The sequence below is a fragment of the Blautia hydrogenotrophica DSM 10507 genome, assembly GCF_034356035.1.
Classification (GTDB): Bacteria; Bacillota; Clostridia; order Lachnospirales; family Lachnospiraceae; genus Blautia_A; species Blautia_A hydrogenotrophica.
Window position 1 is genome coordinate 1,379,290 of sequence record NZ_CP136423.1, and the last position, 17,873, is coordinate 1,397,162.

At 45.0% G+C, this 17,873-nt stretch carries 17 protein-coding genes and 1 tRNA gene; 17 read left to right on the forward strand and 1 reads right to left on the reverse strand.

Going from position 1 to position 17,873, the window contains the following annotated elements; all coding sequences use genetic code 11:
* Nucleotides 1-31 precede the first annotated feature (31 nt).
* From efp to BLHYD_RS06480, 4 genes are all read left to right on the forward strand, one after another.
* Nucleotides 32-589, forward strand: a complete 558-nt coding sequence (gene efp / locus BLHYD_RS06465) for an elongation factor P (protein WP_005946423.1) — start codon at nt 32-34, stop codon at nt 587-589.
* Nucleotides 590-881: 292 nt separating this feature from the next.
* Nucleotides 882-1,475: a DUF5688 family protein gene (locus BLHYD_RS06470; protein ID WP_005946425.1), complete on the forward strand. Its 594-nt coding sequence runs from the start codon at nt 882-884 to the stop codon at nt 1,473-1,475.
* A gap of 240 nt (nt 1,476-1,715) precedes the next feature.
* A tRNA-Arg gene (locus BLHYD_RS06475) sits at nt 1,716-1,787 on the forward strand.
* A gap of 52 nt (nt 1,788-1,839) precedes the next feature.
* Complete coding sequence (locus BLHYD_RS06480) at nt 1,840-2,736, forward strand: SH3 domain-containing protein (RefSeq protein ID WP_021845995.1); 897 nt, start codon at nt 1,840-1,842, stop codon at nt 2,734-2,736.
* A gap of 172 nt (nt 2,737-2,908) precedes the next feature.
* On the opposite strand, the gene BLHYD_RS06485 is transcribed toward BLHYD_RS06480, so the two are convergent.
* Entirely contained in the window at nt 2,909-4,216 is a 1,308-nt protein-coding gene (locus BLHYD_RS06485; RefSeq protein ID WP_055165241.1) for a polysaccharide deacetylase family protein, read from the reverse strand.
* A gap of 453 nt (nt 4,217-4,669) precedes the next feature.
* On the opposite strand from BLHYD_RS06485, the gene rluF reads away from it, so the two are divergent.
* The 13 genes from rluF (at nt 4,670) to BLHYD_RS06550 (ending at nt 17,695) form a co-directional block, all read left to right on the forward strand.
* Nucleotides 4,670-5,458 (forward strand): 23S rRNA pseudouridine(2604) synthase RluF, encoded by a 789-nt coding sequence (rluF, locus tag BLHYD_RS06490; RefSeq protein ID WP_005946433.1) that lies wholly within the window; start codon nt 4,670-4,672, stop codon nt 5,456-5,458.
* Nucleotides 5,409-7,364: an NAD-dependent DNA ligase LigA gene (ligA, locus tag BLHYD_RS06495; protein WP_021845992.1), complete on the forward strand. Its 1,956-nt coding sequence runs from the start codon at nt 5,409-5,411 to the stop codon at nt 7,362-7,364. Before rluF ends, ligA begins: the two co-directional genes overlap by 50 nt.
* 143 nt (nt 7,365-7,507) lie before the next feature.
* Complete coding sequence (metA, locus tag BLHYD_RS06500) at nt 7,508-8,452, forward strand: homoserine O-acetyltransferase MetA (protein ID WP_005946437.1); 945 nt, start codon at nt 7,508-7,510, stop codon at nt 8,450-8,452.
* A gap of 175 nt (nt 8,453-8,627) precedes the next feature.
* Nucleotides 8,628-8,957: a (2Fe-2S)-binding protein gene (locus BLHYD_RS06505; protein WP_005946439.1), complete on the forward strand. Its 330-nt coding sequence runs from the start codon at nt 8,628-8,630 to the stop codon at nt 8,955-8,957.
* The gene (locus BLHYD_RS06510) at nt 8,954-10,072 is read left to right on the forward strand and encodes an NAD(P)/FAD-dependent oxidoreductase (protein ID WP_005946441.1); all 1,119 of its coding nucleotides are present in this window, start codon (nt 8,954-8,956) and stop codon (nt 10,070-10,072) included. The genes BLHYD_RS06505 and BLHYD_RS06510 overlap by 4 nt, the downstream gene beginning before the upstream one ends.
* On the forward strand, nt 10,069-10,590 hold the full coding sequence (locus BLHYD_RS06515) for a 4Fe-4S binding protein (RefSeq protein WP_005946443.1): 522 nt from the start codon (nt 10,069-10,071) through the stop codon (nt 10,588-10,590). Before BLHYD_RS06510 ends, BLHYD_RS06515 begins: the two co-directional genes overlap by 4 nt.
* Nucleotides 10,587-10,862: a (2Fe-2S)-binding protein gene (locus BLHYD_RS06520; protein WP_005946445.1), complete on the forward strand. Its 276-nt coding sequence runs from the start codon at nt 10,587-10,589 to the stop codon at nt 10,860-10,862. The genes BLHYD_RS06515 and BLHYD_RS06520 overlap by 4 nt, the downstream gene beginning before the upstream one ends.
* Nucleotides 10,855-12,039: an NAD(P)/FAD-dependent oxidoreductase gene (locus tag BLHYD_RS06525; RefSeq protein WP_005946447.1), complete on the forward strand. Its 1,185-nt coding sequence runs from the start codon at nt 10,855-10,857 to the stop codon at nt 12,037-12,039. Before BLHYD_RS06520 ends, BLHYD_RS06525 begins: the two co-directional genes overlap by 8 nt.
* Nucleotides 12,040-12,078: 39 nt before the next feature.
* Nucleotides 12,079-13,479 carry a hypothetical protein gene (locus BLHYD_RS06530; RefSeq protein WP_005946449.1) on the forward strand — a complete coding sequence of 467 codons (1,401 nt, stop codon included), beginning with the start codon at nt 12,079-12,081 and terminating at the stop codon, nt 13,477-13,479.
* 21 nt (nt 13,480-13,500) lie between these two features.
* Nucleotides 13,501-14,178: a YoaK family protein gene (locus BLHYD_RS06535; protein ID WP_005946450.1), complete on the forward strand. Its 678-nt coding sequence runs from the start codon at nt 13,501-13,503 to the stop codon at nt 14,176-14,178.
* A 2-nt stretch (nt 14,179-14,180) separates the two neighbouring features.
* Entirely contained in the window at nt 14,181-14,378 is a 198-nt protein-coding gene (locus BLHYD_RS06540) for a FeoB-associated Cys-rich membrane protein (RefSeq protein WP_005946452.1), read from the forward strand.
* Between the two features lie 204 nt (nt 14,379-14,582).
* Nucleotides 14,583-16,199: a CTP synthase gene (locus tag BLHYD_RS06545; protein ID WP_005946454.1), complete on the forward strand. Its 1,617-nt coding sequence runs from the start codon at nt 14,583-14,585 to the stop codon at nt 16,197-16,199.
* A gap of 281 nt (nt 16,200-16,480) precedes the next feature.
* Nucleotides 16,481-17,695, forward strand: a complete 1,215-nt coding sequence (locus tag BLHYD_RS06550; RefSeq protein ID WP_005946456.1) for an LL-diaminopimelate aminotransferase — start codon at nt 16,481-16,483, stop codon at nt 17,693-17,695.
* Nucleotides 17,696-17,873: the final 178 nt, after the last annotated feature.

Here is a 17,873-nt window from a genome sequence, read left to right on the forward strand (position 1 = left end):
ATAGTCAAGTGTACATTAAGGAGGAAAATTTATGATTTCAGCAGGCGATTTCAAGAACGGAATTACACTGGAAATTGATGGAAACGTATGTCAAATCGTAGAGTTCCAGCATGTTAAGCCAGGAAAAGGTGCGGCATTCGTGAGAACCAAATATAAAAACATTATCACCGGTGCGGTTTTAGAGAAATCCTTCCGCCCTACAGAGAAATTTCCACAGGCTAGAATTGAGCGCGTGGATATGCAGTATCTGTACTTTGATGGTGAGATGTATAATTTCATGGACAATGAGACTTTTGAGCAGATTGCTCTCTCTGTGGATGCAGTGGGCGATGCTTTGAAGTTTGTAAAAGAAAATGAAAGTGTGAAGGTATGTTCACACAATGGAAATGTCTTTGCCATTGAGCCGCCTTTATTTGTTGAGTTAGAGATCACAGAGACTGAGCCAGGGTTTAAAGGTGACACAGCTCAGGGTGCTACCAAACCGGCTACGGTTGAGACAGGCGCTACTGTAAATGTGCCGTTGTTTGTAAACCAGGGCGATGTGATTAAAATTGATACCAGAACAGGAGAGTATTTATCGAGAGCATAAATACTCGCAGATCTATCAAAAACATTGCTGTGGGTTTGTTCTGTCATAGGAAAGACCTTGTCACGAGAATGTGTAAAAGTTCTTTCTTATGACATAAACGCTCCGCCATGGATGCGCACTCGCAGGGCAGACCCACAGATCAAATTCTTATTTCATATCTATAAAAATCCCCAATTTAAATCATAGTGTTTATCTAAGTTTCCTAAGTTTTTTTCCTTTACGCTTGTCTAACACATAGTAACAGCCTCGCATTGCAGGGCTTATTTGTCGTGAGAACGGAAAGGAGTAGAAAATGAAAGACGAATCCGTTGTTGTATACCAGCTGTTAAATTATGAGAAGAATGAAAAATTGTTGCAGAGAGTACCTTATATTTCTTACCTGGATTTGGCGATTGTGTTTGCAAGGGTGGAAGACGGAGGCACGCACCGCAGACTGATTACCAATGAGGAGATCAAGGCTTTTCGGATTGAGGTGAATGAATTGGAGGAGAAAGCTGCTGAGAATACGCCGAGGATATGTCCGGTATATTTTCACCCTTTAGAAGAAGTGATCAGAGAACTAGGGACTCAGATGGATTTTGAGGTGTCTCAAGAGAACTCGGGAATTCCTATGTATCTGCTGACTAATGTCCAAAAATTTTTAGGAGCGGCGGCGATTTTGTATCCGGGAACATTGCGGCAGATCGCACGATGGATGAGACGAAATTTTTTTATTCTTCCCAGCAGCATTCATGAGTGCATTCTTGTTCCGGAAGGAATGGGATGCTCCAAGCAAATGTTACAGGAAATGGTGGAGGAGGTGAATGAGACACAGGTCCCGGAGCCGGAAGTTTTGTCCTCGAAGGTTTATTATTACGATCGGGTAGATGATAGTATACACGGGTAACCTTCATGCGCGTCCACAGAGGAGCATATGTGTAATAGAAAATCACTCTATCCCAAATTTGAGGAGAATAAGACCAAATAAATGGGGATAAGAAAGGGATTTTGCTGTCACAGTGGGGGGATAGGTAAAAAAGCTTTACAATAAAGGAGAAATATGTTATAGTATGAGAAGTGTTATGAGAGTGCTTTCGCTTTCTGAATGCCAATTTAATAGGGTTCGGGGAGAAATACTATAACATGTGCACCTGTAGCTCAGGGGATAGAGCAGTGGTTTCCGGTACCATGTGCGGGGGTTCGATTCCCTCCAGGTGTGTTGCACGGGGTAGGGATGACCTGTGTGTTCGATTCATAAGGAGGACAAGAACTTGGATAATTTTAGAGAGTGGTTATCAGATAACCTTCGCTATATTCTTCTTGGCGCGGGTGTTCTGGTAATTATTGCTGGATTATTCTTTGGAGTTCGTGCCTGCTCCAGCGCCATGAAGGGTGACGCTGCTGAGGTGGTGGATGAGTCTACAGAGAATAACAAGGGAAATGATCCTTCTTCTCCGGAAAATAGTGGGGAGTCAGACGAGAAGAATGAAAATGCAAATCCCATTGAGAAAAACAAGTATCCGAAAGTAAATGCGTTAATTCAGAAATATTATGATGCTTTGGGAAACAAAGATGTGGATACAATTCGGACTGTCGTGGATGAACTGGATCCCACCGAGGAGGCCAAAGTTACCAACGCAAAATATATTGATGGATACGAGAATCTGGAGGTATATACGAAAAAAGGAATTGATTCTGGGGAATATGTCGTATATGCACAGTATGATTATGTCTGTACAGGAATTGATACTCCAGTTCCAGCACTGAGTCAGCTCTATGTGAAGACTGAGTCGGAGGGGGCGCTGAAGATATACTCAAAAGCTGAAGAAGACGAAAAAGTACAGAAATACATGGATAGTCTTTTGAAAGATGAGGATGTCGAAAAGCTGGTGGATCAAGTTCAAAGTGATTACACGAAGGTTCAGGAAGAAGACGAGGAATTGAAAGAGTTTTTGGAAGGTCTTGGCGAAGAGAGCCAGAGTGCAGACGAAGAGACTATGACTGCGGTAGAAGATGCCAATATTCGTGCAGAAGCATCCTCTGATTCTGAAGTGATTGGAGGCGTAGAAGCAGGAGGCAAAGTGACGCGGTTGAGTACAGAAGGTGATTGGGTACAGATCGAATATGAGGGTCAGACCGGTTACATTTACGGGGAATTACTTGAATAAATAATAAAATAAGGTTATATGGCAGAAAAGGCCTTGTCACTATAAAAGTGGCAAGGTCTTTTTTGTGTAATAAGCCCGGCAAACGACGACTGTGCTTGCACGAGCAAACGTTTGCCGGGTAACGCAGTAGTGCTGCGAACTGGCTATGGCATCGCGACAGATAGGAGAAGCTCTAGTTTATCGAACCGTAAACTTGGCCTGCCTGTAGGTCAACTCCTTTGGAATGTGCCAGTTCGCTAACTGTCACCAATTCATATCCTTGTTTTATTAACTCAGGAATGAGAATTTCGGCTGCCGCCACTGAGTTTTCATAAATATCATGCATTAAAATGATGTCTCCATCTTGAACATTTTCAAAGACGTTTTTAACGGTGGCTTGTGTGTCGAGAGTTTCCCAGTCTAACGTATCCAAAGACCAGAGTATAAGTGGATAATTCACGTTGCTTTGGACGGCCTCATTGACAGAACCGTAAGGGGGACGTACCAAACTAGATCCGTGTCCCAGAAATTCATTTAATCCGTAATTCATATCCTCTACCTGGTCGGAGATTTCGTCTGAACTTAAGGAAGTCAAGTCTTTATGGGAATAAGTATGGTTCCCAAGCTCACAGCCTAATTTTTCCATTCGGTTGACCGTGTCGGGAAAATCAGACACATTGGTACCGACCATGAAAAAAGTTGCCTTTGCATTGTTTTTTTCCAGAGCGTCCAAAAGTCGGTCGGTGTATATACCGGGGCCATCGTCAAAAGTAAGAGCGACCTGTGCCCCTTTGGGAGCTTTGTCCATGGTGACCGTGTTGGAGTTCTCTGTTTTTTTCTGCTTTGGTGTATTACGGGGAGACTTTTTTTTCGTGGCTTTTTTAACAGCTCTATTTTCGCTTTTTGTCTTTTCAGAAGGTTTCAAAGGGTTTAAAGAGTTCTGAAGTTCTATCTGTGCATAGCTGCTTTTGGCCTTTTCGGTTCTTGAAGCGTCAGTGTCAAGGCTGCCGTCGTCGCGCAGATAGTAAGATTTGCCATCCAAGTTTATCCAGCCAGTCTGCATAATTCCATCATCGTCCAGATAGTAACGGGTGTTTTTTACTTTGATCCAACCAGTTTTCATGACTCCTTTTTTATTAAAATAATAAGTGTTAGAACCGATGGTTTTCCAGCCAGTGACTGGTTTTTCGTCCACGTAGTAGTACCATTGATCTTTTGAGAAAGCCCATTGGCCTGAAATTTCATTTTCTGAGTTTTGCTTTTGGGGGACAGCATCCTCTTCTGTTCTTTCTTGGGAGATTTTTTGGGATTCCCTCTTTGAAGAGTGCTCATTGCCGGCAGTGTCAGCATCATCGGCTACGATAATATCCGGCAGGGTATCCTGATTTGATTTTGGTTCCACGGCAGAGCTTGACTGTGTGAATATCGTGCCGAAAGCTAAGCAGAGCAGCACGGTAATCAGAATCAGTACCCGGTTAGTTCGTTTTTTCCGACCTGGCACTTTGTTTCCTCCTTTTTCTAAAGTGATTTTTCAAGAGTACATGAATCGTTCTCGAAAAGTTAGATACAAGAAATTACGAGAATACAATAATAATACAGCGAATTTTGTCAAAACACAATACTGGATGAAAAAGATGGCAGAACGGATGTAACTATTCAGCCATAACAGCTCGGATTAGCTGCTGCGCAGCTTATATCGTCGCATATGCGGCGAAATCCTCGCTTATGGCTAAGCGCCATTTGCCTGATAAGAGACAAACGTTTCTGCAAGCAAGCTTGCTCCGGATTTTTGTTCTTATCAATCGCATGGCTGAATAGTTACTAACGGATGTTACTTGCTCACGAACTGCAAGTGAATGAATAGTAACAGAACTGTTATGCGGGTGTCAGTGACGGTAAGACAAATTTTTGACTTTACGTTGCGCATTGGTTCAAAAAATAATATAATAAAAAAATGAGTATGGAAAAGATCAGATTGAATAAATATTTAAGCGACGCTGGCGTGTGTTCCCGCAGAGAGGCAGATTCTCTGATACTGCAAGGGCGTGTAACGGTGGACGGCAGAAAGGCTGTGACCGGGGAGAAGGTGTCTGTTGACCAACAAATACGGGTGGATAATCGCGAGATCAGACAGGGACAGCCTAAAGTCCTTTTACTTTTGAACAAACCCAGAGGAATTATATGTACGGCGAAAAATCAGAAAGATAATATTGTGGATTTTGTGAATTATCCGATTCGTGTCTATCCCGTGGGACGTCTGGATGTGGACTCTCAGGGATTAATTTTACTGACCAATCAAGGAGAATTGGTGAATAAAATTATGCGAGCGGGGAATTACCATGAGAAAGAGTATCAGGTTACGGTCGACCATCCTGTCACAAAGGAGTTTTTGTCAAAGATGGCTAAGGGAGTTCCTATATTGGGAACGGTCACCCGTCCCTGCCAGATTAAAAGAACGGGGGAAAAAAGCTTTCAGATCATTTTGACTCAGGGACTGAATCGCCAAATAAGACGTATGTGCGAATACTTTGGATATCGGGTGGTGAGACTGAATCGAACTAGGATTATGAATCTGAAACTAGGTAAGCTTCCGGTGGGAGCGTATAGAGAAGTGACTTCCGAGGAGTGGAGAGAACTTCAAAGATTGCTGGTAGACTCTTCGAGTGTACCGTGCAGAAAAACAGGAGGAATCTATGGACACAGCAGTGGAGAGAATCAAAGAGCTGGTACAAAAGTTAAATGAGGCATCGAAGGCTTACTATCAGGAAGACCGGGAGATTATGAGTAACCTAGAGTATGATAGGCTTTATGATGAACTGGTAAAGCTAGAGCAGGAGACGAAGGTGATCTTGGCCAATAGTCCCACGGTACAGGTAGGATATCAGGCTCTCGATGAATTGCCGAAAGAGACCCATGAGACTCCGATGCTATCGTTGGATAAGACGAAGGATATGGAGGAGCTCCGAGAGTTTATTGGAGATCACAGGTCTCTTTTGTCTTGGAAATTGGACGGCCTAACAATTGTCTTGACTTATGAGGAGGGAAAGCTGTCAAAGGCAGTGACTAGAGGTAATGGAATCGTCGGTGAGGTTATCACGAACAATGCGAGAGTATTTCAAAATATTCCGCTTACTATTCCCTATAAAGGGAAGTTGGTTCTGAGGGGAGAAGCGGTTATCACGTATTCAGATTTTGAGAGAATCAACGCCTCCATCGCACAGATAGAGGCTCGCTATAAAAATCCGAGGAATCTTTGCAGCGGTTCTGTGCGCCAGCTGAGCAATGAAATTACAGCAAAGAGAAATGTGCAGTTTTTGGCGTTTGCCTTGGTGAGCGCTCAAGACGTGGATTTTCGAAATTCCAGAGATTTTCAAATGAGATGGCTAAAATCCCAGGGATTTGATGTAGTGGAATATCGGATTGTCACCTCAGAGAATTTAGAGGAGTCTGTTCAATATTTTTCAGAAGCGGTTGAGCGGAATGACTTTCCTTCCGACGGACTGGTTGCAATTTACGATGATATTGCTTACGGGGATTCCTTGGGGAGTACCTCAAAGTTCCCCAGAAACTCCTATGCTTTTAAATGGGCGGATGAGACGAAAGAGACGGTTTTAAAGGAGATGGAATGGAGCCCTTCTAGAACAGGTCTGATTAATCCAGTGGCGATTTTTGAGCCTGTGGAGTTGGAGGGGACGACAGTGAGCAGAGCAAGTGTCCACAATATCAGTATTTTAAAGGAGCTGCAACTAGGCATCGGAGATCACATTCAGGTGTACAAAGCGAACATGATTATTCCGCAGATCGCAGAGAATCTCACAAGGAGCGGAAATCTGACCATTCCAGATGCCTGTCCGGTCTGCGGTCAGGAAGCCAGAGTGATCAAAGAAAATGAAGTGGAATCCTTGTACTGTATGAATCCCCAGTGTCAGGCAAAGCGAATTAAAGCATTTACACTGTTTGTGAGCCGGGATGCGATGAATGTGGAAGGACTTTCTGAGGCTACTTTGGAGAAGCTGATTGCCAGAGGGTTCATTCATGATTTTGGAGATATTTTTGAACTGGAACGCTATAGGGAACAGATCACGGAGATGGAAGGACTAGGAGAGAAATCCTTTGACAATTTGGTGTCCAGTATCGAGAAAGCGAGAGATACTACGCTTCCAAAGATGATATATAGCCTCGGAATTCCCAACATAGGTCTGGCCAACGCCAAGGTAATCTGTCGTCACTTTGACTATGACTTGGAGCGATTGAAGAATGCCTCGGAGGACGAAGTCAGCGGGATCGATGGAATTGGCCCTGTGATCGCTAAAAATTTGGTTCGATTTTTGGAAAATGAGGAAAATCAGAAAAAATTGGAACATCTTGTGAGTCATCTGCGCCTCGAGAAACCTGCGGAGACGCTGAAAAAATCGCTGGAAGGACTGAATTTCGTGATTACCGGAAGTGTGGAGCATTTTCCCAACAGAAATGCGGTGAAGGAGGCTATAGAGGAGCAGGGAGGCAAGGTGACCGGGACAGTTACCTCTAAGACGAGTTATCTGATTAACAATGATACAGCGTCTAGTTCGTCTAAAAATAAGAAAGCGAAAGCATTGGGAGTACCTATCATCTCGGAGGAAGAGTTCTTAGAGATGCTGAATCCGTAACAGGAGCCTGAAAAAATAAAAGTAAATCTTGTCAATGACAGGCTTATGGGAGTAAAATGAGACATAACTGTTACAGGTAGGAGAATGGACGAAAGCTTGTAGCTAAACAGAATATACAAAAAAGGAAAAGGACAGGAGAAAGTATGCCAATTAAGATACAGAGTGATCTCCCAGTTAAGGAGATCTTAGAGAGAGAAAATATATTTGTGATGGATGAAAAGCGGGCGGTGCACCAGGATGTGCGACCAATTCAGATTTTGATTTTGAATTTGATGCCTTTAAAGGAGGAGACGGAATTGCAGCTTCTGCGCTCTCTGTCCAACACACCTCTTCAGGTGGATGTGACTTTTATGACAGTGGAGAGCCATGAGTCCAAAAATACGTCCATGAGCCATCTCAATAAATTTTATGAGACATTTCAGACGATTAAGGACCGTAGATTTGACGGTATGATTATAACAGGAGCGCCTGTAGAACAGATGGAGTTTGAGAAAGTAGACTATTGGGAGGAGCTCAAGGAGATTATGGAATGGACGAATAACAGTGTCACTTCCACAATATACCTTTGCTGGGCGGCCCAGGCGGGTCTCTATTACCACTATGGACTTCAGAAAAGGCCGCTGGAAAAAAAGATGTTTGGCCTGTTCTGGCACAGGGTGTCAAATCGAAAAATTCCTCTGGTCAGAGGATTTGACGATATGTTTTTGGCACCTCATTCCCGTCATACAGAAGTACCCATGGAGGAAATACGCAAATGTAAGGAACTAACTGTCTTGGCAGAATCGGAGGAAGCAGGTCTGTTTTTGGCCATGGCGGAAGAGGGACGAAAGATTTTTGTGATGGGTCATCCAGAGTATGATCGTGTGACTTTAGATGGGGAATACAAAAGAGATGTGGAGAAGGGGCTGCCTATAGAGTTGCCGAAAAATTATTATCAGAATGATGATCCGCAGATTAAACCGTTGCTGATGTGGAGGGCACATGCGAATAATCTGTATACGAACTGGCTGAATTATTATGTGTATCAGATAACACCTTATGATCTGCATGGAACTCCAGACTTTGCGAAAGGATTTACCAGGGATTGAGATTCATGCTGGAGAGATACCCTCAGTGGATAAGGGCGTTGCACAATTTTTGAACTTTCACTTTTGAGATGCCTCGTATGCAATAGGTTCGGGAGAGTTCTGAGGTTGTGCAATTTTTAAATACAATAATAGCCATAGAATCTATACAAAAGTTGAAAAGAGAGGATACAAAGCGATGAGAGTGGAGAAGCACCCTATTTTGGGAGATCTTCCAGATCAAAAAAGAGTAACGCTGTATTACAATGGACAGCCGTTAGAGGCCTATGAAGGAGAACCGGTGGCATCTGCATTGATGAATGCGGGAATTCGTGTATTCCGCACAACGGCACGCAGAAAAGAGCCCAGAGGTATCTTTTGTGCTATAGGGCGGTGCACAGACTGTATGATGATTGTGGATGGAGTTCCCAATACCAGAACCTGTGTCACTTATGTGCGAGATGGAATGCGGGTGGAGAAGCAGGAGGGTCTTTCTGCCTTAAAGATTGAGGGGGAGGGCGAAAGATGAGACAGATTACGACGGATGTGGCGGTGATTGGGGCTGGTCCAGCCGGTTTGTCAGCGGCATATCAGGCGGCTCGTGCCGGTGCCAAAGTGACTCTGATTGATGAAAATAAACGTCCGGGAGGTCAGCTGTTTAAGCAGATTCACAAGTTTTTTGGGTCCAAAGAGCACCATGCCGGTGTGAGGGGCTATTTCATTGGAGAAGAGTTGCTGTGCCAGGTCCGAGACAGTGGAGCGGATGTAATGCTGGATAGCTTGGTCTATGGTCTTTTGCCGGACAAAAGCATGGGTGTTGTTCATGAGGGAAGAAACTATTCGGTGAGCGCGAAAAAGATCATTATTGCCAGCGGGGCCAAAGAAAACTATATGGCATTTCCAGGTAGTACGATGCCTGGGGTCATGGGAGCCGGGGCAGCTCAGACCATGGTCAATGTAAACCGTGTGCTTCCAGGAAAAAGGATTCTTATGGTCGGTTCTGGAAATGTGGGACTGATTGTCTCGTATCAGCTGATGCAGGCAGGAGCTGAGGTGGTGGCTCTCGTGGAGGGAGCTCCTAAGATCGGGGGTTATGGAGTTCATGCAGGAAAAATCAGGCGGGCAGGTGTTCCTATTTATGTGGGACATACCATTAAGCGTGTCTATGGCCAGGAAGAGGTAGAAGGTGTGGAGATCGCGGCTGTTGATGAGAAGTGGAATTTAATCGAGGGGACAGAGAAAAATTTTCAAGTGGATACCGTCTGTCTTGCGGTAGGATTAAATCCAATGACAGAACTTGCCTGGATGGTCGGCTGTAAATTTGATTTCATTCCGGCCTTCGGTGGCCACGTTCCCCTTCACGATTCCAATATGGAGACAACTGTAGAGGGGGTGTACGTGGCGGGAGATATCACTGGTGTCGAGGAGGCTTCCTCAGCGATGGAAGAGGGAAACATGGCAGGAGTCTGTGCAGCCTGGGCTTTGGGATATCTTAGTCAGGAAGAAGCACAGGAGAAAAAAGAACAGATACAGAGAAGGCTAAATACACTGCGCTCTGGGGTCTTTGGGGAGAGACGAAGGGCATCTAAGGAAAAACAGCTGGAAGACATGCGTATTTATAGAGAAGGAGGGAACGTGCTGTGAGAGAAGGAGTTGTGTACACTGGAATCCCCTCCCAGGAGGAGCTGCAAAGCGCACCGGGGGTTCCCTCCCAGAAACGAATGAAAGAAGGCCGCGTGGCGGTAATTGAATGTGTGCAGGAGATTCCATGCAATCCCTGTGAGAGTGCCTGTAGGTTTCACGCGATACATATCGGAGAGCAGATCACAAATCTTCCCTGTATAGAAGAAGAGAAATGTACGGGTTGCGGCCTATGTGTGGCAGCCTGTCCAGGTTTGGCGATTACGATTGTAGATAAGAGCTACAGTGAGGAAGAAGGTACGATTGACTTTCCATTTGAATATTTGCCTTTGCCGAAAGAGGGAGACTGGGTGAAAGCAGTTAACCGCGGCGGAGAAGTGGTCTGTGACGCGAGGGTTCTGAAAGTGAGACAACAGAAGGCCTATCAGGGGACAACGGTGATTAGCATCGCAGTGCCCATGGAATATGTGGATGAAGTCAGAAGCATTCAGAGGCTTAGGGCCAAACAGGAGGGGGAATGATGGAAAATGACATTATTATTTGCCGTTGCCAGGAAGTGACCAGGCAAGAAATCTTGGATGCTATCGAGCAAGGGGCAACGACAGTGGACGGGGTGAAGAGAAGGACACGTGCCGGAATGGGACTGTGTCAGGGAAAGACCTGTGAGCGGCTGGTGGCCAAGATTATTTCTCAGGAGACTGGAATTCCTATGGAACAGATTTTGCCGCAGACCAAAAGAATGCCGGTCAGACCAGTGAAGATTGGTATCCTTGGAGGTAGCGAAGATGAATAGGCCAGAGATTATCGTCATCGGAGGCGGAGTGATCGGAAGCTCGATCACGTACTATCTGAGCAAGATGGGAAAGAAAGTTCTGATGATTGAGAAAAAAGATAATTGTAGCGGGTCCGCTGGGGCTTCTGATGGTGTGGTGGGTTATCATACAAAGAAACCAGGTCTTCAGATGGAGTTGGCAATTCGAAGTATCGCCATGTTCGAGGAACTCTCAAAAGAGCTGGGTATGGATATCGAGTACCGAAAAGACTGCGGCGGAATGCAGCCGGCAGAGACAAAGTTGGAGTGGGAAATTCTCTCGGAGATTGTGAAAGAGCAGAGACAAAGCGGAGTGGATATCCGTATGATTTCTATAGAGGAGGCCTGCAAGATAGAGCCGCAGTTAAACCCGGATTTGTATGGGGCATTATATTCTCCTACCAGTGGCAAGGTGAATCCTATAAGATTGACGTTTGCCTATGTCCAGGCAGCAAAACGGCTGGGGGCTCAGGTGCTCTCCAATACTGAAGTGACAGATGTTCTGGTAAAAATGGGCCGGGTGATGGGGGTGGAGACTTCAAAAGGAACCTATTACGCAGACCAAGTGATCGATGCGGCTGGTTCCTGGGCTGCGGAAATTGCGGCGATGGCAGGTGTAGACCTGCCCATCAGACCCAGAAAAGGGCAGCTGTTTATCACGGAACCCTTAGGGCCGTTTATGGATGTGACTTTACAGTGTGCTCGCTATAATGTGATAAAATTTAAACCGGAAGCTGTCGGAGATAAAGCGGTGCTCCGCATGGGAGCGAGTCTGAGTATTGAGCAGACAGAAAACGGAGGGCTGGTAATCGGTAGCACCAGAGAGTTTGTAGGTTATGACAGAGAGAATACACTAGAGGCGATGGAAGTGACTATGAGAAGAGCGATGCGTTTCTTTCCAGCGCTGAAGGATGTAAATATTATCCGGGCGTTCGCAGGACTGCGGCCGTTTACACCGGATGGAATCCCTGTTATAGGGGAAGTAGAGAAGTTGCCAGGCTTCTTTGTGGCAGCGGGCCACGAGGGAGATGGGATTGCGTTGGCACCAATCACGGGAAAACTGATGGCTGAATTACTGGTACAAGGCAAATCCTCCTATTCTCTGGAGGCATTTTCACCAAATCGTTTTCGGAGATGGTCAGAGGGAGACTTCGAATAAGCAACTATTTAACCAGACAAAGTTAAGGAGGAGACTTTTATGATTAAAGTAGTAGTTCCTGTCGCCGTGATGATGTTGATTATTTTATGGAAGAAAATACCCAAGATAGGAGGAAATATCCATGCAGCTCTGATTGTGGCTGGGATTTTATCTCTTCTCATGGGTGGCGTGTACTCAGTTGTTGAGTGGGTAGGAGCTTGGGTGGATGGAATTGACCGGATTGCCTGGGTAATTGCATTGTCCATCGTAGGAAGCATCTATGCTGAGACACAAGTAAAATTGGGAACTATGGAGACGATCATGGGGGCTTTGAAGGCGAAATTCCACAATTCGCCCAGAGCATTGACTGTTAGCATCGTACTGGCGCTCGTGGTGTCCGGATCTTTGCTGGGCGATGCGATTGCAGCTTCTACAATCATAGGAGTCTTGACCATCGGCGTATTGGCCGATATGAAACTATCTGGGGAAAAGATCTGTGCAATTATCGTCATGGGAGCCAGTGCAGGTTCTATTATGCCTCCGATTTCCCAAGGGTTTGCGCTTTCTTCTTCCTTGGTAGAGGCGAATCCCGACGCAGTGGTTCGAGTGGGTTATGGGACTATTGCGGTGATCGTCCTGTTTATCTGTCTGTATGTGGGATTGTTTCTCGTAAAGAAAGGGACAAAATTGTCCCCAGACGCAGCTGCCTCGCATCAGGGACAGACGGCTGGGCAAATTTTGAAAAATAACTGGATTACACTGGTACCTTTAATGGTTTTAGTGGTGGTGATTTTCTTTCGGACTATCGGTGTTCCTCAGATTCAGTTTGATTTTGTTCCGGATATATTGGGATACATCAAAGTGTCAGAGAATTTGTCCATTCTGGATGTCCTGAAAAACATCACTATTTTAAACGGTGTGACGAATGGAATTGTTCTTTCTATTTTGTTTGTCACAATAATTGCCTTTCTGTTTCCAAAGGTACGCAGTGACTGGAAAGATACTCTCTCCACCGGTGTCAAGAATGTCAAAGTGACGGTATTGATTCAATTGTGCGCAGCGTTTATGCTAGGGAGTTTCTATGCAGGCGGGCAGATCGAGGCAGTTCAGGAATTTGCCCTGGGGCTGGATACGAACCTTCTGAAAATAGGGGGAGCGATGGCAATGGTACTCATGGGAATGCTGACCGGTTCACAGTCTACTTCACAGAATGTGGTCTTCTCTTTCTTTGGACCGGCGCTGGTAAATACAGGGGTCAGTAAAATTCATTCGGCTGTTGCAGGCGCGCATCTGGCTAGTGCAGGTCAGGGGCTGCCGCCGGCGGATTTGACCACGTTTGCCGTAGCTGGAATTGTCGGCGGTCTGTTGGGCAAGAAGGTTGACCCTCTCAAATCTATGTTTTACTGCGTGCCGATGTGTCTTCTGCTGGCAGCGATTGGTATTTTGTTCCTTTACATATAGAAGAGAAATGAGGTAAAAAAGATGAACAAGACGGCCTGGCAAAAATCGGAATCCATGGAGATGGGGATTCTGCTGGCATTAACAGGAGGGATTTTGGATGCTTATACTTATCTGACCAGAGGGGGCGTTTTTGCCAATGCCCAGACAGGAAACATTGTTCTTCTGGGAGTGTATCTGGCTCAGGGAGAATACAGCCGGGCAGCGCGGTATGTCATCCCCATTGCGGCGTTCGCGGTTGGGGTGATTATAGCGGAGTTGATTAAGCAGAGATTTAAAACACAGGGAAACACTGCGTTTCACTGGCGGCAGATAGTGATTTTGATAGAAGTGATTTTGCTGGCGGGGGTTGCTTTCCTTCCGCAGTCCATGAATATGTTGGCCAATGTGATGGTTTCTTTTATCTGCTCTTTGCAAGTGCAGACTTTTCGAAAAATTCACCAGATTACCTGTGCTACTACGATGTGTACGGGAAATCTGCGCAGTGGCACAGAGGCGATTTATCGGTATTTTCGGACTGGGGATGTTCAGATGCGCCAAAAAGGGCTTGGATATCTAGGGGTAGATCTGGTATTTTTGATAGGAGCGGCAGCTGGAACGGTGGGAGCTTTTTGGTGGAGAGAGAAGGCGGTTTTTGTGAGTTGTCTGCTCTTGATACTGGCGTTTCTGGTGATGTTTTTTCAAGAAGGAGAGAATAACTGAGGATGTTGGTGTTTCTGGAAGAAAATTTAGGAACGATAGTAGTTGCTGCGATTGTGCTGGGAAGTGGTATTTTGGCAGTTCGAAGTATCAGACGAAAGAGTGTGTATGGCTGTGGAGGCAGTTGCACGGGAGACTGCTGCGGGTGTTTAGGACGTTGCGGCACCTCCAAAAAGAAAAGACGAAGCAAAATAAAACGATAGGATTAAATAATGATTTACAATGACGTCAAGAACTCTTTAAGGGTTTTTGACGTTTTTATTATCAGGTAAGAGTGTATTATACCGATGTGTTTTACACTAAAAATGTTATCCATGGGCAGTTTTGCTGTTTTAAACCTTATAAGAATTCTTCGAGTATTTATGGAGATACTGTAGGTAGTTTAAGGAAGACAGGAGGAGAATCGGATGGCTGCGAAATATGTGTTTGTGACAGGTGGAGTGGTTTCCGGGTTGGGAAAAGGGATCACGGCGGCTTCATTGGGAAGGCTGCTTAAGGCAAGAGGCCACGCGGTTACGATGCAAAAATTTGATCCTTACATCAATGTGGATCCTGGAACGATGAATCCAGTGCAGCACGGTGAGGTGTTTGTTACTGAGGACGGAACAGAGACAGATTTGGATTTAGGACACTATGAGCGTTTTGTTGACGAAAATTTAGGAGTTCATTCCAATGTGACGACAGGAAAAATCTACTGGTCCGTTATACAAAAAGAACGGCGTGGAGATTTTGGCGGAGGAACTGTTCAGGTAATTCCACATATCACGAATGAGATCAAGAGTCGTTTTTATCATTCTGGGGAACGCATTGTCATCATCGAAGTGGGAGGCACTGTGGGAGACATTGAGAGTCAGCCATTTTTAGAAGCTATACGTCAATTTCAGCAGGAGATGGGAAGGGAAAATGCTGTTCTAGTTCATGTCACTTTGATTCCTTTTCTGAGAGCTTCCCAAGAGATGAAGACAAAACCTACACAGGCTAGCGTGCGGGAACTGCAAAGAATGGGAATCCAGCCAGATATTTTGGTGTGTCGCTCGGAATATCCTCTGACAGATGGGATTCGCGAGAAGATTGCTTTATTTTGCAATATTGACTCCAAAAGGGTGATTCAAAATCTGGATGTGGAGTATTTATATGAGGCACCTTTGGCCATGGAAAGAGAAAATTTAGCTCAGGTTGTCTGTGACTGTCTTAAATTACCCTGCCAGGAACCGGATTTAAGGGAGTGGAACGAGATGGTGGAACGTCTGTGCCACCCTAAAAACACAGTTACTGTAGCGCTGGTTGGAAAATATGTTGAATTGCATGATGCGTATTTAAGTGTTGTGGAGGCGTTAAAGCATGGAGGCATTGAAAACCAGGCAAAGGTAAAAATAGAATGGGTGGATTCTGAGAGAATGACAGAAAAAAATCTGAGGCAGAAATTTCAGAGAGTTCATGGAATTATCGTGCCGGGTGGTTTTGGAGACAGAGGAATAGAAGGAATGATTCTGGCAATTCGGTATGCCAGGGAATACAAGGTACCGTATCTGGGAATTTGTCTCGGAATGCAGATGGCAGTGGTAGAATTTGCGAGAAATGTTTTGTGCTATACAGGGGCTAACAGTGTGGAATTTGATGCAAAAACCGAATATCCAGTGATTAGTCTGATGCCGGATCAAGAGAACGTGGAAAACAGGGGAGGAACACTTCGACTGGGGGCCTATCCGTGTGCGCTGAATGCTCAGTCAAAGGCATATCGTATCTATGGAAGAGAAATCGTGCAAGAACGGCATAGACATCGGTATGAATTCAACAACGAATACCGGGAAGCTGTGGAAGACGCGGGTATGAGCTTGTGTGGGATGTCACCGGATAAGCGTGTTGTGGAGATGATTGAGCTTAAAGAACATCCGTTTTTTATTGGGACACAGGCACATCCGGAGTTTAGATCCAGACCGAATCGTGCACATCCTCTATTTCGAGGATTCGTGGAGGCGGCCCTGAATAAGTCGAGATCCATTGCCATAGGCAATCTGAAATGAATTTTGACCAATTGCGTTGAACGGAATTAGCAGCAGTAACGTAACGGTAAACATCACTTTGGCGTAAGTAAGTCTCGGGGCTTTTGTACAAAACCTCCTCGTGGGGTATTGGAAGCCTAAACAGTAACGCAGGAACTCTTTAATTGGGTAAAGCAACAGAGAAAAATATTGACAAAAAAAAGAACTGTTGCTATAATCTCTAGTTATAGAAGAGAGGGTGTTCTTACTGAGGGAAGTCTGAGGTAAGTGCGCCCTGTTATTTTTTGGTAAGGAGGAAGATCATGTATAAAGTCAATGAGAACTATTTAAAAATTCAGGGGAATTATCTGTTTTCTACAATCGCAAAAAAGGTGCAGGAGTTTTCTGAACAAAATCCGGATAAAGAGGTGATTCGCTTGGGAATCGGTGATGTGACTCAGCCGCTGGCTCCTGTCCTGGTGAACGCCCTACAAGAGGCCGTGCAGGAGATGGCAAGTGCGGATACGTTTCATGGGTATGCGCCAGATTTGGGGTATGAGTTTTTGAGAAGTGAAATTGCGAAAAATGACTATCAAAGTAGAGGTTGCCAGATCAGTGCGGAGGAGATTTTTGTATCGGATGGAGCAAAATGCGACTGTGGAAATATTCAGGAGATCTTCAGCACAGACAATAAAATTGCAGTATGTGACCCGGTTTATCCGGTGTACGTGGATACGAATGTAATGGCGGGAAGAACCGGGAAATACGATGCTGTGATACAGGGATATGAAGGTGTGATCTATATGCCTTGTATGGCAGAAAATGACTTTGTGCCGGAATTTCCTAAAGAGGTGCCGGATATGATCTATCTATGTTATCCCAATAATCCTACTGGCGCGGTAATTACAAAAGAACAGCTTCAGGAATGGGTAGATTATGCTCAGAAGGTAGGAGCTGTGATCTTATATGATGCGGCTTACGAAGCTTATATTGCCAGTGATGAGATTCCTCATTCTATATATGAGTGTGAAGGGGCAAAAAGTTGTGCAATAGAATTTCATAGTTTTTCCAAAAATGCTGGTTTTACAGGGGTTCGATTGGGTTATACAGTGGTCCCCAAGGAACTGAAATGCGGCGGAGTGTCACTGCATGATCTCTGGGCTAGAAGGCATGGAACAAAATACAATGGAGCGCCTTATATTGTACAGAAAGCAGGAGCGGCAGTTTATACAAAAGAGGGAAAGGCTCAGATAAAAAATCAGATTTCTTATTACATGGAAAATGCAAGCATGATTTTAGAAGGTTTAAAACAAGCGGGATATCAAGTCTACGGCGGCGTGAATGCTCCGTATATATGGTTAAAGACACCCGGTAGAATGTCTTCTTGGGAATTTTTTGATGAGTTGCTTAAGAATGCGAATGTGGTGGGAACTCCAGGGAGTGGTTTTGGCCCTCATGGAGAAGGCTATTTCCGTCTTACTGCGTTTGGAACTCATGAGAATACAAAAAAAGCATTGGAGCGGATTGCAAGAATGTAAATTTGTAATGTTTTGGTCATGCAAGCTCAGATTCGCAGATGACGATACTTTTTGTGCGATAAGCCCGGCTAACGGTTGCCATGCTCGCACGAGCGGGGCTTCGCACTAAGGCAGTCCGTCACATACGCGTCGGAGTCTTTGCTTATGTCTATGCGCTATATGCCTAAATTGTTTTGTG

What these genes read in the sequence shown, in the direction of transcription:
- efp (WP_005946423.1), top strand. Translation starts at nt 32, where the DNA reads ATGATTTCAGCAGGCGATTTCAAGAACGGAATTACACTGGAAATTGAT.
- BLHYD_RS06525 (WP_005946447.1), top strand. Translation starts at nt 10,855, where the DNA reads ATGAATAGGCCAGAGATTATCGTCATCGGAGGCGGAGTGATCGGAAGC.
- BLHYD_RS06505 (WP_005946439.1), top strand. Translation starts at nt 8,628, where the DNA reads ATGAGAGTGGAGAAGCACCCTATTTTGGGAGATCTTCCAGATCAAAAA.
- BLHYD_RS06550 (WP_005946456.1), top strand. Translation starts at nt 16,481, where the DNA reads ATGTATAAAGTCAATGAGAACTATTTAAAAATTCAGGGGAATTATCTG.
- metA (WP_005946437.1), top strand. Translation starts at nt 7,508, where the DNA reads ATGCCAATTAAGATACAGAGTGATCTCCCAGTTAAGGAGATCTTAGAG.
- BLHYD_RS06510 (WP_005946441.1), top strand. Translation starts at nt 8,954, where the DNA reads ATGAGACAGATTACGACGGATGTGGCGGTGATTGGGGCTGGTCCAGCC.
- ligA (WP_021845992.1), top strand. Translation starts at nt 5,409, where the DNA reads ATGGACACAGCAGTGGAGAGAATCAAAGAGCTGGTACAAAAGTTAAAT.
- BLHYD_RS06520 (WP_005946445.1), top strand. Translation starts at nt 10,587, where the DNA reads ATGATGGAAAATGACATTATTATTTGCCGTTGCCAGGAAGTGACCAGG.
- rluF (WP_005946433.1), top strand. Translation starts at nt 4,670, where the DNA reads ATGAGTATGGAAAAGATCAGATTGAATAAATATTTAAGCGACGCTGGC.
- BLHYD_RS06540 (WP_005946452.1), top strand. Translation starts at nt 14,181, where the DNA reads ATGTTGGTGTTTCTGGAAGAAAATTTAGGAACGATAGTAGTTGCTGCG.
- BLHYD_RS06545 (WP_005946454.1), top strand. Translation starts at nt 14,583, where the DNA reads ATGGCTGCGAAATATGTGTTTGTGACAGGTGGAGTGGTTTCCGGGTTG.
- BLHYD_RS06530 (WP_005946449.1), top strand. Translation starts at nt 12,079, where the DNA reads ATGATTAAAGTAGTAGTTCCTGTCGCCGTGATGATGTTGATTATTTTA.
- BLHYD_RS06470 (WP_005946425.1), top strand. Translation starts at nt 882, where the DNA reads ATGAAAGACGAATCCGTTGTTGTATACCAGCTGTTAAATTATGAGAAG.
- BLHYD_RS06535 (WP_005946450.1), top strand. Translation starts at nt 13,501, where the DNA reads ATGAACAAGACGGCCTGGCAAAAATCGGAATCCATGGAGATGGGGATT.